The sequence below is a fragment of the Streptomyces sp. NPDC096136 genome (assembly GCF_044763325.1).
GTDB lineage: Bacteria > Actinomycetota > Actinomycetes > Streptomycetales > Streptomycetaceae > Streptomyces.
Genome location: NZ_JBIWFZ010000007.1, coordinates 155,935 through 169,794, shown reverse-complemented (window position 1 = coordinate 169,794; position 13,860 = coordinate 155,935). Strand labels below are relative to the sequence as shown.

The following is a 13,860-nucleotide window of genomic DNA, read 5'->3' as shown; positions in this document are numbered from 1 at the left end:
CGTGCGTCGGTGACCTGGATACGCCCGCTCGCCGCCCATGCCCCGCGCCCCTGCACCCTCGTGGTCTGCCGGGGCTGCTGCTGCGGGGACCCCCGCAAGAACCCCGGCACCGACCACGCGGGCCAGCTCGCCCGGCTCCAGGAGGCCGCCGACGCCTCCGACGGCCGGCTGGCGGTGCGGACCAGCGACTGCCTCGGGCCCTGCGAACGGGCCAACGTCATCGTGGTCCAGCCCACCACCGAGGCCCGCCGCCGGGGCGCCCGCGCCGTCTGGTTCGGCTGGGCCCTGGACGACACCGCGACCGACGAGATCATCGCCTGGGCCGCGTCCGGCGGCCCCGGCGCCACCCCGCTCCCGGCCACCCTCGACCTGCACCGCATCGACCCCCCGGAGCCGAAGCCGGCCGCCACCCCGCGCCGGGGCCGCCGCGGCCGTTAGGGCCGGGCCGGCGGATCACGGCCGGGGCCCGGTCCGCCGTCCCGGCCCCGGCCGGGCCGTTCCTACGCCGTGTCGGGGGCGGGCAGGAGGATCCGCTCCTCGCCCGCGTAGATGTTCATGTCCGGCCCCCGCAGGAAGCCCACCAGCGTCAGCCCCGAGTCCAGCGCCAGGTCCACCGCGAGCGAGGACGGCGCCGAGACCGACGCCAGCACCGGGATCCCGGCCATCACGGCCTTCTGCGCCAGCTCGAAGGAGGCGCGGCCCGAGACCAGCAGGACCGCCCCGGCCAGCGGCAGCCGCCCGTCCCGCAGCGCCCGTCCGACGATCTTGTCCACGGCGTTGTGCCGCCCCACGTCCTCCCGCAGGTCGAGCAGCTCGCCCTCCGCCGAGAACAGCCCGGCGGCGTGCAGTCCGCCCGTGCGGTCGAAGACCTTCTGCGCCGCGCGCAGCCGGTCCGGCAGCAGGGAGAGGAGGTCGGCGGGCATCCGCACCGGATCCGCCGCGAGCCCCGGGAAGCGGGTCGCCGTGCGCACCGCGTCCAGGCTGGCCTTGCCGCACAGGCCGCAGGAGGAGGTCGTGTAGACGTTCCGCTCCAGCGTGATGTCCGGCAGCGGAACCCCGGCGGCCAGCTGCACGTTGACCACGTTGTAGGTGTTGGAGCCGTCCTCCGCGGCCCCCTCGCAGTAGGTCACGGCCCGGACGTCCGAGGCCCGCGCGATCACGCCCTCGCTGACCAGGAATCCCGCCGCCAGCGCGAAGTCGTCACCGGGGGTGCGCATCGTGATGGCCAGCGGCTTGCCGTTCAGCCGTATCTCCAGCGGCTCCTCGGCGACCAGGGTGTCCGGCCGGACACCGGCCGCCCTGCCCCGGACCCGTACGACGCGGCGCCGCTCGGTGACCCGTCCCATCGCGATCAGCCCGTCCGTTCCGTTTCCCGTCGCGCACCCGATCGTGCACCTGACGAGGACATTCTCCCGGATCCCGGACGGGCCCCGTCTCCCGTCTGGCCGATGCTCGGAATTCTCCAAATTCCCATGGCCTAATCCTGTTGGGTTACACGCAGACGTACTCGCCGGTAGCAGGAGAAGGTGAATGATCCTGACTGCCATACAAAGGGGGATTCCGCCCATGACCGGTTCACGCGTGGTGGCGCTCGGGCACTACCAGCCCGCGAAGGTGCTCACCAACGAGGACCTCGCGGCCATGGTCGAGACGAGCGACGAGTGGATCCTCTCCCGGGTCGGTATCAGGACCCGCCACATCGCCGGTCCCGAGGAGCCCGTCGACGAGCTGGCCTACCAGGCCGCCGCGAAGGCCCTCGCCAACGCCGGCCTGACCCCGGACGACGTCGACCTGGTCCTGGTGGCCACCTCCACCGCCATCGACCGTTCCCCCAACATGGCCGCCCGCGTCGCGGCCAAGCTGGGCATGGCCGGCGGGCCCGCCGTGATGGACCTCAACGTCGTCTGCTCGGGCTTCACCCACGCCCTCGCCACCGCCGACCACGCCATCCGGTCCGGTTCCGCCACCCGCGCCCTGGTCATCGGGGCCGACAAGATGGCCGAGATCACCGACTGGAGCGACCGCACCACCTGCGTGCTGACCGGCGACGGCGCCGGCGCGGCCGTGGTCGAGGCCAGCGCGGAACCCGCCATCGGCCCCGTGCTGTGGGGCTCGGTCCCGGAGATGGGCCACGCGGTGCGCATCGAGGGCACGCCCCCGGTCTTCGCGCAGGAGGGCCAGTCCGTCTACCGCTGGACCACCAGCCGGCTGCCCGCGCTCGCCCGCAAGACCTGCGAGAAGGCCGGGATCACGCCCGAGGAGCTGGCGGGCGTCGTCCTGCACCAGGCCAACCTGCGGATCATCGAGCCCCTCGCCGCCAAGATCGGAGCCGTGAACGCCGTCGTGGCCCGGGACGTCGTCGACTCCGGCAACACCTCGGCGGCCAGCATCCCGATGGCCCTCTCCAAGCTGGTCGAGCGCCGCGAGATCCCCTCCGGCGCCCCGGTCCTCCTGTTCGGCTTCGGAGGCAACCTCTCGTACGCCGGCCAGGTCATCCGCTGCCCCTAGGCGGCCCCGCCCCGCTCCGGCGCCCGCCCCGTACCGGGGCGGGCGCCGTCGTATCCGGCCCCGGAGCATGCCCGCAGGTCAGCGCGGCGTGGCGGGCCGGCGGCCGGGCGGGAAACCTGGTCGGAGGCCCGCCGATCCTTTGCTATTGTTGTCCATGTCGCCGCGGGAAACCGGGGCCGACCACCGGTCCGGGTGGCGGAATGGCAGACGCGCTAGCTTGAGGTGCTAGTGCCCTTTATCGGGCGTGGGGGTTCAAGTCCCCCCTCGGACACCAGAGGAAGAACCCCACTTCGGTGGGGTTCTTTTTTTGCGTTCCGGGGCGGAGCCGCGCGGGCTGCCGCAGAAGCCGGTGGCCGGATCCGCCCGTGCGGCATCATGGGCCTGACCGGGTCGAGGGGGAGCAGCGTGCCGCAGGACGAACCGCGCAACGAGGTCGTGATCGCCGGGCGGTACCGCCTGGGGAAGAGGCTGGGCCGCGGCGGCATGGGAACCGTCTGGCAGGCATCCGACGAGCTCCTGGGCCGTTCGGTCGCCGTGAAGGAACTCCACGTCGGCGCGGGCGGGCAGGCGGCGGGGGCGCTGCGCGAGGCGCGCACCGTCGCCCAGATCAAGCATCCGCACGTGGTCGTCGTGCACGACGTCGTCGAGGACGACGGCCGGCCGTACATCGTCATGGAACTGGTCGAGGGCGGCTCGCTCGCCGACCGCCTCACCGCCGACGGCCCCCTGGACGCCGGCGAGACCGCCCGCGTCGGACTCGCCCTGCTCGGCGCCCTCGGCGCGGCGCACGAGCGCGGGGTGCTGCACCGGGACGTCAAGCCCGCCAACGTCCTCATGGAGGCGGGCACCGGACGGGTGGTGCTCACCGACTTCGGCATCGCCCGCCTCGCGGGCTCCACCACCATCAGCGAGACCGGCGCGTTCGTGGGCTCGCCCGAGTACACCTCTCCCGAGCGGATGCAGGGGGCCGACGCCGGCCCCGCGTCCGACCTGTGGTCCCTGGGCGCCCTGCTGTGCGCCGCGCTGACCGGCGAGTCCCCCTTCCACCGGGACTCGCTGGGCGGGGTCCTGCACGCCGTCGTCCACGACGAGATCCGCCCGCCGGCGCAGGCCGGGCCGCTGGCCCCGCTGGTCGGGGGCCTGCTGGAGCGCGACCCCGGGCGCCGGCTGGGAGTGGCGCAGGCCCGTCGGATGCTGTCGGCGTACGTGACCACCGGCAGCCTCCCCCTCCTCGGCCCCGCCCCCGGCCCGCACCGGCCCGCCGCCCCCGCCCCGGTGGCCCCCGCGCCGGCCGGGTACACGCCGACCGAGCGCGCCACCGCGCACACCGGGCCCGCTCCGAAGCCCCGGGCGGGCCTGCGCGTCGGGCTGGTCGCCGCGCTCGTCCTGGCGGCCGTCATCGGCTCGGTCGCCGTGACCTCCCTCCTCTCGGACCGTACGGACGCCAAGGGGCGGCCGGCCGCGCAGGGTGAGCGCACCACGCCTCCCCCCGGCGCGGCCACGACCGGCCCGCGGTCCCCGGCGGTGTCCGCGCCGGCCGCGGCGGCCACGGCGACGGCCACCACCACGGTGACCGCCCCCGCCCCGCCCCCGCAGGCGCAGCCCGGCAGGGCCGCGCCCGCCGGGTACCGGACCGTGGCGGACCCGGACGGCTTCGCCCTCGCCGTACCCCTGGGCTTCCAGCGCACCACCGACGACCAGCGGGTCTTCTACGTCTCCCCGGACGGCGCGTTCCGGATCGGCATCAAGGTCGGGCCCGCGTCGCCGGGCGGCCCGCTCGCCGCGATGCGGCGGTCCGACGCGGACGGCCCGTCCAACAACCCCGGCTACCGCGACCACGCGGTCGTCCCCACCACGCACGACGGACTGCCCGCGGCCCTGTGGGAGTTCACCTGGAACGGCTTCACCACCGCCGAGGGCGCCCGGCACACCTACGACCTGTGCTGGGACGGGAACGGCCGGAGGTACGACGTCTGGGTGTCGGCCCCCGTCGGCCGCCTCGCGCAGGCCAGGGCGCACTTCGACACGGCCCTGGACTCCTTCGTCCCCGGCGCCTGAGGCGCCCGCGCGACCCGCCCCCGCGGGCCGCGCGCGACCCGTCAGGTGCCCAGGACCACCAGGCCCCCGCGCGCCGGCAGGCTGCCCGGGGCCAGCGGGCCCAGGGTCCGGGGGAGGGCCAGGCGCGGACCCCCGCCCTCCGGGCCGGTGTCGAACAGGTACGCCGCCCCCGCCACCGAGTCGCTGACCAGGTGCGGCCCGGCGGCGGACTCCGTGAACCGGGCCAGCGGGGTCCGGAAGACCCGGCCCAGGTGGCGCAGGGCCTCCGGGGTCGGCGCGGTGTCCGCCGCGGGCAGGGCCCCGGCCGCCGGGTCCACCGCGTCCGCCGGGGTGTCCGGGGGGATCGCACCCGACAGCAGCAGGGCCAGCAGCACGGGGACCGCCTTGCGGCGCAGGGCCTCCGTCGCCCCGCGCAGGCGGTGGGCGTGCGCGGCGGGCAGGGAGAGCGCCAGGCTTCCGGCGGCTCCGCCCGTGGCGATGGGCACGGCCGCGCAGACGACCCCGGGGGAGTACTCGCGCAGGTCGAAGACCGGGGCACCGGGGGCCAGCGCGTCCAGGGCGCTGAACAGGACCCGGCTGTCGGTGATGGTGTGCGCGGTGAGCCGGGCCGGGCGGTGGCGGGCCACGTGGTCGGCCCGGACGTCGTGGTCCAGCTGCGTCAGCAGGCACTTGCCGACCGCGCTCGCGTGCGCGGCGGCCCGGAAGTCCACCCACTCCCGCACCGGCGGAGCGCCCGGACCGTCCGCCATCTGGGTGATCCGGACCTCGCCCTCCGCGTACCGGCTCAGGTAGACGGCGGCGCCCGCGCTGTCCCGCGCCAGCGCCAGGGTGCGCTGGAGCTGGCCCGCCAGGCCCGCGCCGCCCGGGGCCGCGAGCCGGTCCAGGGCCGGGCCGGGCGCGTACACCCCGGCGCCCGGGCGGTAGGCGTACTCCTCCTCGCACAGCATCGACAGCAGGGGGCGCAGGGCCGCGTCCGTCAGCCCGGTCCTGCGCGCGAGCCGCCCGGCCCGCACCCCCAGGGGGTGCCGCTCCAGGACCCGTACGACGTCCAGTGCGCGCCGCGCCTGCTCCATGGCCTCGCCGGTGTCGCTCCGCACCGCCGTCCCGCGCGCGGCCGACGCCAGCGCGGGGTGGCGCAGCGGGCCCGCGGCCGGGCGCGGCCGGCGCTCACGGCGCTCCCGGCGCTCCGGAGCCGGTGCCAGGAAGGCGGTCAGCACTCGGGGAAGCTCGGGCCGGGGCAGCGGCACCGGGCCCAGATCGGGGTCGTCGCACTGGTCGACGTACCGCAGGACGGCCGCCTGCGCGCACAGCCGCACCTCGCGCAGCTCTCGGCGGCCGCCCGGCCGGAAGCCCCGGCTGCCCAGCTCGCGGGCCCAGAGGCGGGCGTCGTGGTGCTCGCCGCGCCGGGAGTGGTCGAGGAAGAGGCAGTAGGCGGCGGGGGCGGTGCGCGCGCTCCCGGACCCGGCGGCGAACTGCCACCAGAACCGGGCGCCCTCGCGCAGCCCCGCCAGGTGCAGCAGGCAGCCGAAGACCAGCGCCCCCGGCGGGTCGGCGTGGGTGCCGTCGGCGAACCGGCCGAGGTCGCGTCCGGCCTGCGGGTCGCACACCACGGCCAGGCAGGCCGCCTTGAGGTCCCGGCGGGCCCGTTCGGAGTCCAGCGGGCAGTCCCGGGCGGGGTCGCTCCAGCCGAAGGGGCGCCGCCGGTTGCGGGTCGTCGCCGCCGGGGCGCCGGGGGCGCGGGGCGGGCGCAGCAGGCGGGCCTCGGCGGCGCCCAGGTCGTAGTGCGGGTAGCGGTCGCGCACGCCCGCACGCGCCAGGAACTCGGACAGGGCGCGGGGGGCCGCGCCGGGGCCGCCGTCCGCGCCGGTGCGGCCGTCGGCGGCACTCATGATTCGGGGGCGGCGTCGAGCAGCCGCGCGAGGCGCCGGTGGGCCTGGCCGAGCTGCGAGCGGACGGTGGCCTCGTCGACCCCCATCACGGCGGCGGCCTCGCCCGGGGAGCAGTGGAGCCCGTACCGCAGCACCACGGTGTCGCGCTGCCGCTCGGCCAGGCGGGAGACGGCCTGGTAGAAGCGGATGGTGTCGGTCAGCACCTCGTACTGGTCGGGGTGGACCTCCTTGAGCGCCGCCTCGAAGGCGCTGATGTCCATCGGCTCGGGCCGGCGCAGACGGGGGTCGCGGCGCTGCTGCCAGTCGACGATGCGCTGCTTGAGCACGGTCCAGGCGTAGGCGTCGAGACGGTCCATGTGCAGCATGCGCAGCCATTCGTGCATGATCGAGTCGAAGGTGGCGTCCACCGCGTCCTCGGCGTCGGCGTCGGAGCCGAGCTGGAGGTACGCGAAGCGCATGTAAGCCGGCCGCCGGTTGCTGTGGAAGGCCCAGTACGACAGGCGTGCGGTCGGGTCCCACTGGCTCATGGGCGTCGGCTGCCGCCGCCGGCTGGGCAGTCCCACGGCCCCGCCGGACTCCTCCGGTCCGCCATCGTTCACCGTTCCCCACCTCATCCCCTGGTGCCGGTCCATGAGAGCAGTACCGGCGCACTCGGGGGGCGTGGAGGAGAAACCTGAAGGGATTACGTTGGGTGGTGACCGGTTCGTGAGCGAAGTCGATCAGGCGGAGGGCCGGTCGGTACGTACGCATATCCCATCGGCACGTACGCCCGCACCGGGCCGCCCGCGGCCCTCCGCCGGCCCCTCCCGCGCCCCGGCGCGGGGTCCCCGTCCGCCCTCCGGATACCGGTCGGGGTCCGCGCCCGCGGTTCGATACGATGAACCGCCTCACCATGCGTATTCGGCACGGCACGCCCCGGCGGGCCGCCGCCGCACGGAACCGCATGGATCCGTAGAAATGAACTGAAATGGAGCATCCGAGGATGGCTCGACACCTGATCACCAGCGCGCTTCCCTACATCAACGGGATCAAGCACCTGGGCAACATGGTCGGGTCGATGCTTCCGGCGGATGTGTACTCCCGGTACCTCCGCCAGCGCGGCCACGACGTCCTGTACATCTGCGCCACCGACGAGCACGGCACCCCCGCCGAACTCGCCGCCAAGGAGGCCGGGATCTCCGTCGCCGACTTCTGCGCGCAGGCCCACGACGCCCAGAAGGCGGTCTACGACGGCTTCGAGCTGTCCTTCGACTACTTCGGCCGCAGCTCCTCCGCGCAGAACGCCGAGATCACCCAGCACTTCGCGCGGCAGCTCCAGGCGAACGGCTTCATCGAGGAGCGCGCGATCCGGCAGGTGTACTCGCCCGCCGACGGCCGCTTCCTGCCGGACCGCTACGTCGAGGGCACCTGCCCGCACTGCGGCTACGACAAGGCGCGCGGCGACCAGTGCGAGAACTGCACCCGCGTCCTCGACCCCACGGACCTGATCGAGCCCCGCTCGGCCATCTCCGGCTCCACCGAGCTGGAGGTCCGCGAGACCAAGCACCTCTTCCTCCTGCAGTCCAAGCTCCAGCACGAGGTCGAGGCCTGGGTCGCGCGCCACGAGGAGGAGTGGCCGCAGCTGGCGTCCTCCATCGCCCGCAAGTGGCTGACCGAGGGCCTGCACGACCGCGCCATCACCCGCGACCTCGACTGGGGCGTCCCGGTCCCGGCCGACACCTGGCCCGAACTGGCCGCCGAGGGCAAGGTCTTCTACGTCTGGTTCGACGCGCCGATCGAGTACATCGCCTCCACCAAGGAGTGGGCCGACGCCGACCCGGCCAACCGCGACTACAAGGCGTGGTGGTACGAGGCCGAGGACGTCCGCTACACCCAGTTCATGGCGAAGGACAACGTCCCCTTCCACACGGTGATGTTCCCCGCCACCGAGCTCGGCACCCGCGAGCCGTGGAAGATGGTCGACTACGTCAAGGCCTTCAACTGGCTGACCTATTACGGCGGCAAGTTCTCCACCTCGCAGAAGCGCGGCGTCTTCACCGACCAGGCGCTGGAGATCCTCCCGGCCGACTTCTGGCGCTACTTCCTGATCGCCAACGCCCCCGAGTCCGACGACTCCTCCTTCACATGGGAGCACTTCGCCGCCACGGTCAACAAGGACCTCGGCGGCACCCTCGGCAACTTCGTCAACCGCGTCCTGACCTTCTCCCGCAAGAAGTTCGGCGACGAGGTCCCGGCCGGCAGCCCCGCGGGCGAGGCCGAGGCGAAGCTGGGCGAGCAGATCGCCGAGCTGCTGGCCGAGTACGAGGGCCACATGGAGACCCTCCAGTACCGCAAGGCCGCGGCCGCGCTGCGCGCCCTGTGGTCGGCGGGCAACGCCTACCTGGACGAGAAGGCCCCCTGGCTGGAGGTCAAGACCGACCTCGACGCCGCGGCGCTCACCCTGCGCACCGCGATGAACCTCATCCACCTCTACTCGGTGGTCTCCGAGCCGTTCATCCCGGCCTCGGCGCGCGCCATGCGCACCGCGTTCGACCTGCCCGGCGACACCGCGGCCTGGGTGACCCCGGAGCAGGCCAAGGCGCTGGACGCGGTTCCGGCCGGGACCCCGTTCACCGTGCCGCCGGTGCTCTTCGCCCGGATCACCGAGGAGGACCTGGAGTCCTACCGCGAGCGCTTCGGCGGCTCCCCGGAGGCCTGAGGCCCCCGACCCCGCCGCCCGAAGGGCGCGACCCCGCCGGGGTCGCGCCCTTCGGCGCGTCCGGGAGCGGCGGCCGGGGTAGGGAAAACCCCACCGGGAAAGCTCCGCCTGGACGTGCAGACCGGGCCGGGGCCGCCCGGCTGGAATGGGGCCATGACCCGTTCCCGTACCGCCCGGTGGACCGCCGGCTGGCTGCTCGCCGCCGCGTGGGCCCTGTCCTTCCCGCTGTTCTCCACCCTGGCCCCGCACCGCCTGTGGGGGTGGTGCGCGGGCGCCGGATACCTCGCCGCCGCCGCGGCCACCGCCCTCGGCCGGCGCCGCGCGGCGCTCGGCGCGGCCCTGCTGGGCGCCGTCGCCGTCCCCCTCCTGTACCTGGTCCTGACCGGGCAGGGCCAGTCCGAGGTCGGCGTGATCGAACGGTCCGGGCGGCTCCTCCTCGACACCGGGAAGACGTACGTCGACCAACCCGCCGGGGTGGGGGAGTACACCCCCTACCTCCCCGCCGCGTCCCTCCTCGGCCTCCCCCGCGCCCTGCTGGACGGAGGCTCCGGCGGGGGAGGGGAGTGGGCGGTCCGGCTGCTGGGCGACGCCCGCGTCTGGTGCGCGGCCGTGCTGTTCGCGGGCCTGCGGGCCGGCCGCCGCCTCCTCGGCGCGGGCCCCTCACCGCTGCTCCCGCTGCTCGTGGCCTCGCCGGTGGTGGCCCTTCCGCTGGCGGTGAGCGGGGTGGACCTGCCGCTCGCCGGGCTGTGCTGCCTCGCCCTCGCGGCGGCCGCCTCCGGCCGCCCGGGCCTCGCCGGGGCCGCCCTGGGCGCCGCGGGCGCCCTCAAGTGGACGGCGCTGCCGGCGGTGGCGGTGGCGGCGGCCCTCCTCGGGTCCCGCTCCGGTTCCCGGGCGGCGGTGCGCTGCGCGGCGGTGGCGGGGGCGGTCACGGCCGCCCTGGTGCTGCCGGGCGCCCTGCTCCAGCCGGCGGAGCTGTGGCGGCAGGTGTTCGCCTTCCCGACGGGCCGGGCGCCGGTGCCGACCCCGGCGGACAGCCCCCTGCCGGGGCACCTGCTGGCGGAGCTCGGCCCGTGGGGCTGGTACCTGACGGCGGCCCTGCTGGTGTCGGCCGGGCTGGGGGTGGCGCTCTCGCTGCGGGTGCGCCCGCCGCGCACGCTGGTGGCCGCCGCGGACCGCCTCGCGCTCGGGCTCACCCTGGCCTTCCTGCTGGCCCCGGCGGGGCGCTTCGGCTACCTCGCGCTGCCGGCGCTGCTGGTGGTCTGGGCCCGCTCGGCGGCCCCCGCGGGCCCCCTCCCCTCGCGGGTGGTGGCCCGGTCCCGGACGCGGGGGCCGGGGTCGGCGCGGGTCCGCTGAGGGGCCGGGGTCGGCGCCGGTCCGCGGACGGGCCGGGGTCAGGGCGCGCCGGCGCCCTCGTACCGGTCCACCCGCGCACCGACCTCGTTCTGCAGGGGACGCAGCCGGTCGACCAGCGTCTGGAAGTCGCCGCTGCGGCCGTCGCTCCACTGCCCGAGCCCGACCACCATCACGCGGCCGACGCCCGTGAACGACTGCACCAGCCCGGTCTCGGGCCCCAGGGTCGCCAGCCCGGATCCGGGCGGCGGGGCCTGCGGGCCGACCTGGTAGTCGTCGAAGGCCGTCGACAGGGCGGTCACCACCCCCACGGTGTCCCGGGGGTCCCTCAGGGTGAACACGGCGAGGTTGAACTGGTTGTCCTGCGCGTCCTTGTAGAGGGCGACCTGCTCGCCGACGCAGCCCTTGCCCGCGGAGATCATGCGGGTGAGGCGGGGGCCGACCGAGTCCGGCCGGGTACAGGAGTCCAGCACCTTCGCGCCCACCCGGGTGAAGGCGCCCCCGGCGCCGTCGGGGACCTCGGAGGGGAAGACGTCGGCCAGCGGGACCATCGGGCGGTCGCCCGCGGTGCCGGCGGCGGGAGGCGACACCGGCGCGCTCGGGGAGGCCGTGGCGGCGGGGGAGCCGGGGCCGGAGGGAGTGGCGGTGGCGGCCGGGGCGCCGGGGGCGGAGGCCGTGTGCCGGGGCCGGGCGGTGACGCGTTCCTCGTCGGCGGGGTCCGTCATCTCCAGGGTGACGAGGGCCAGGGCGGCCATCAGCAGGCACAGTCCGAGGACGATCGGCCAGGTGCGCGAGCGCCCGGGCGCGGCGGGCTCGTGGATCGAGGCGCCGCGGACGAAGTCCTCGTCGAGGACCACGTTCCACTTGTCCTCGTCCGGTCCGTCCGGTCCTGGGGGCATCGCATCGTTCTTCGGCACCCTGAGACCCTAGTGACCGCTTCCGCCGATCTGAATGCCCCCAGGTCACAGCCTCATCACTATGCGGGCCCCGGGCTTGCGGAACCGCGCAGATGGGCCAGCACGGCCAGGACGCGCCGGTTGCCCTCCGCCGGGTCCAGTTCCAGCTTCGCGAAGATGCTGCCCGCGTGCTTCACGACCGAGGCCTCGGTGACGAACAGCCGCGCCGCCACGGCCTGGTTGTTGAGCCCCTCCGCCATCAGGCCGAGCACCTCGCGCTCGCGCGGGGTCAGCCGGGCCAGCGGGCCGTCCACCGGCCGCGGGGCCAGCAGGACGCGGACCACCTCGGGGTCGATGACCGTCTGCCCCGCGTGCACCCGCCGCAGGGCGTCGAGGAACTCCTCCACCTCGCCGACCCGGTCCTTGAGCAGATAGCCCAGCCCGGCCGCCGAACCGCCGGAGAACAGCTGCGTGGCGTAGGCGGTGGCCACGTACTGCGAGAGCACCAGGACCGGCAGCGCGGGATCCCGGGAACGCAGTTCGAGCGCGGCCCGCAGCCCCTCGTCGTGCAGCCCGGGCGGCATCCGCACGTCCGTGACGACCACGTCCGGCCGTTCGGCCGCCACGGCCCGCAGCAGGGCGGGGGCGTCGCCGACGGCGGCGAGGACCCGGTGGCCGCCGAGGGCCAGCAGCTCCGTCAGGCCCGCGCGCAGCAGCACCGAGTCCTCGGCGAGGATCACCCGGAGCACGGCACCTCCACCCGCAGCCGTGTCGGCCCGCCGACCGGGCTGGACACCGTCAGCCTCCCCCGCAACATCGCCACCCTGTCCGCCAGTCCCGCCAGGCCCGCCCCCGCGCCGGGATCGGCCCCGCCGCGGCCGTCGTCGGTGATGGTGAGGGTGAGCCGGTCGCCCTCGACCCTAGCGGCGACGGCGACCCGGGAGGCGCCGCTGTGCTTGGCGGCGTTGGCGAGGGCCTCGGTGACGGTGAAGTACGCGGTGACCTCGACCGGTTCGGGCAGCCGGGGCACCTCCAGGTCCACCGTGACCGGCACGGGATGGCGCAGCGCCACCTCGGCGACGGCGGCGGCCAGCCCGTGGTCGGTGAGCACCTGCGGATGCATGCCCCGTACCAGGTCCCGCAGTTGCGACAGGGCCAGCTTCGCCTCCCCGCGCGCCCGGCGCACGAGCACGGCGGCGCTCTCCACCGGGGGTACACCGCCGGCGGGAGCGTCCTTCCACCCGGGGAGACCACCCGCGACGGGGCCCCCGGCGAACGGGCCGGCCGGGGAACCACCCGGGGGCGGGGCCGGCAGCCCGGCGGGGCCGCCCGTGCCCGGGGCCGGCAGTGCCGTGGGGGCGTGTGTGTCCGGGGTCGGCTGCCCCGTGGGGGCGTGCGCGCCCGGGGCCGGCAGTGCCGTGGGGGCGTGTGTGTCCGGGGTCGGTTCCCCCGTGGGGGCGTGCGCGCCCGGGGCCGGCAGTGTCGCGGGGGCGCCCGTGTCCGGGACGGGCTGCCCCGTAGGAGTGCTCCCGTCCGCCGGGGCCGGCCGCGCTCCCGGGGCCGGCAGGGCCGCGGCGGCCCTGCGCAGCTCCCGCTCGGCCAGGCCCAGCGTCATGCTGAGGGCGACCAGCTGCTGCTGGGCCCCGTCGTGCAGGTCCCGCTCGATGCGCCGCCGTTCCGCCTCGAAGGCCTCCACCAGCCGGACCCTCGACCGGGTCAGCTCCAGCACCCGGGCGTCCTCCTCGCGCGGCCCGAGCAGCAGCCGGGCGGTCTTGACCTGGGCCCCGGCGATCAGCGCGCCCGCGTACGCGGCGAGCACCAGCCCGGCCAGCCCCACGGCGGTCCCGCCCAGGGCCTCCAGCGGACCCGCCACCGCCCGCCCGGGTATCAGCATCACCGGCTCCGGGGCGAGGGCCCACACGATCACCGGGGCCGCCGCCAGCATCAGGGAGAGCGCCAGCAGGGCCAGCACCCCGAACCCGGCCGCCCCGAAGACCGCCCCGAACAGCAGCGCGTACCCGAACTCCCGCCAGGTGGCGCGCTCCCGCAGCCGCGTCCGCAGCCAGGCCGCCGCGCCGGCCCCGGCGAGCGAGGTGTGCGGATCCCCGACGGGCTCCGGCTCCACCCACCGCAGCCGCCGCCGCTCCAGCTCCCCGAGCGGCACCGCCCCGGCCACCGCCCCGACCAGCAGCACCAGCCCGATCCCGGCGACGGCCAGCAGCACCCCGAGCCCCAGCAGCAGGACCAGCGCGCACAGCACCCCGTACCCGAGCGCCCACCCGCCGCCGAGGTACGCCCAGCACCGCCAGGGCCACCAGGACCCCAGGAACCGCAGCGGCCGCCGCAGCACCCGCCAGACGGCCACGGGAGGCTCGGGTGGCGTCTCGGCAGGGGGTACGGCAGCGGAGGATCCGGGCATACGGCCACCCTAGGCGACGACCCCGGCGCACCCGACGGGCCG

Annotated in this window: 10 protein-coding genes, 1 tRNA gene and 1 pseudogene; 6 read left to right on the top strand and 6 right to left on the bottom strand. The window is 75.9% G+C overall.

The features are described 5' to 3' along the window. Positions 1 to 9 precede the first annotated feature (9 nt). Positions 10 to 438: a (2Fe-2S) ferredoxin domain-containing protein gene (locus tag ACIRBY_RS17410; protein ID WP_403901371.1), complete on the top strand. Its 429-nt coding sequence runs from the start codon at positions 10 to 12 to the stop codon at positions 436 to 438. A 62-nt stretch (positions 439 to 500) separates the two neighbouring features. Here ACIRBY_RS17410 and fdhD read toward each other — a convergent pair whose 3' ends face one another. Then, positions 501 to 1,346 (bottom strand): formate dehydrogenase accessory sulfurtransferase FdhD, encoded by an 846-nt coding sequence (fdhD, locus tag ACIRBY_RS17405; RefSeq protein WP_403901370.1) that lies wholly within the window; start codon positions 1,344 to 1,346, stop codon positions 501 to 503. 220 nt (positions 1,347 to 1,566) lie between these two features. On the opposite strand from fdhD, the gene ACIRBY_RS17400 reads away from it, so the two are divergent. The 3 genes from ACIRBY_RS17400 to ACIRBY_RS17390 all read left to right on the top strand — a co-directional run bounded on the left by ACIRBY_RS17400 (position 1,567) and on the right by ACIRBY_RS17390 (position 4,566). Beyond that, the gene (locus tag ACIRBY_RS17400) at positions 1,567 to 2,508 is read left to right on the top strand and encodes a beta-ketoacyl-ACP synthase III (RefSeq protein WP_403901368.1); all 942 of its coding nucleotides are present in this window, start codon (positions 1,567 to 1,569) and stop codon (positions 2,506 to 2,508) included. Positions 2,509 to 2,694: 186 nt separating this feature from the next. After that, positions 2,695 to 2,782, top strand: a tRNA-Leu gene (locus tag ACIRBY_RS17395). 101 nt (positions 2,783 to 2,883) lie between these two features. After that, positions 2,884 to 4,566: a serine/threonine-protein kinase gene (locus ACIRBY_RS17390; RefSeq protein ID WP_403901366.1), complete on the top strand. Its 1,683-nt coding sequence runs from the start codon at positions 2,884 to 2,886 to the stop codon at positions 4,564 to 4,566. 353 nt (positions 4,567 to 4,919) lie between these two features. Here the strand turns inward: ACIRBY_RS17390 and ACIRBY_RS17385 are convergent. Both ACIRBY_RS17385 and ACIRBY_RS17380 read right to left on the bottom strand, forming a co-directional pair. Continuing rightward, positions 4,920 to 5,639 (bottom strand): annotated as a pseudogene (locus ACIRBY_RS17385) (IclR family transcriptional regulator C-terminal domain-containing protein); the annotation flags it as partial. Between the two features lie 812 nt (positions 5,640 to 6,451). Continuing rightward, positions 6,452 to 7,054 carry a sigma-70 family RNA polymerase sigma factor gene (locus ACIRBY_RS17380; RefSeq protein WP_403901365.1) on the bottom strand — a complete coding sequence of 201 codons (603 nt, stop codon included), beginning with the start codon at positions 7,052 to 7,054 and terminating at the stop codon, positions 6,452 to 6,454. A 383-nt stretch (positions 7,055 to 7,437) separates the two neighbouring features. On the opposite strand from ACIRBY_RS17380, the gene metG reads away from it, so the two are divergent. Both metG and ACIRBY_RS17370 read left to right on the top strand, forming a co-directional pair. Then, positions 7,438 to 9,153, top strand: coding sequence for a methionine--tRNA ligase (gene metG / locus ACIRBY_RS17375; protein ID WP_403901364.1), 1,716 nt, complete (start codon positions 7,438 to 7,440; stop codon positions 9,151 to 9,153). Between the two features lie 153 nt (positions 9,154 to 9,306). Continuing rightward, the gene (locus tag ACIRBY_RS17370) at positions 9,307 to 10,506 is read left to right on the top strand and encodes a glycosyltransferase 87 family protein (protein WP_403901363.1); all 1,200 of its coding nucleotides are present in this window, start codon (positions 9,307 to 9,309) and stop codon (positions 10,504 to 10,506) included. A 38-nt stretch (positions 10,507 to 10,544) separates the two neighbouring features. Here ACIRBY_RS17370 and ACIRBY_RS17365 read toward each other — a convergent pair whose 3' ends face one another. Genes ACIRBY_RS17365 through ACIRBY_RS17355 form a run of 3 tightly spaced genes read right to left on the bottom strand, consistent with a single transcriptional unit; the run spans position 10,545 to position 13,818 of the window. Beyond that, entirely contained in the window at positions 10,545 to 11,420 is an 876-nt protein-coding gene (locus ACIRBY_RS17365; RefSeq protein WP_403901361.1) for a hypothetical protein, read from the bottom strand. A 59-nt stretch (positions 11,421 to 11,479) separates the two neighbouring features. Continuing rightward, positions 11,480 to 12,148, bottom strand: coding sequence for a response regulator (locus tag ACIRBY_RS17360; protein ID WP_403901359.1), 669 nt, complete (start codon positions 12,146 to 12,148; stop codon positions 11,480 to 11,482). Beyond that, the gene (locus tag ACIRBY_RS17355; protein WP_403901358.1) at positions 12,136 to 13,818 is read right to left on the bottom strand and encodes a sensor domain-containing protein; all 1,683 of its coding nucleotides are present in this window, start codon (positions 13,816 to 13,818) and stop codon (positions 12,136 to 12,138) included. Before ACIRBY_RS17355 ends, ACIRBY_RS17360 begins: the two co-directional genes overlap by 13 nt. Positions 13,819 to 13,860 lie beyond the last annotated feature (42 nt).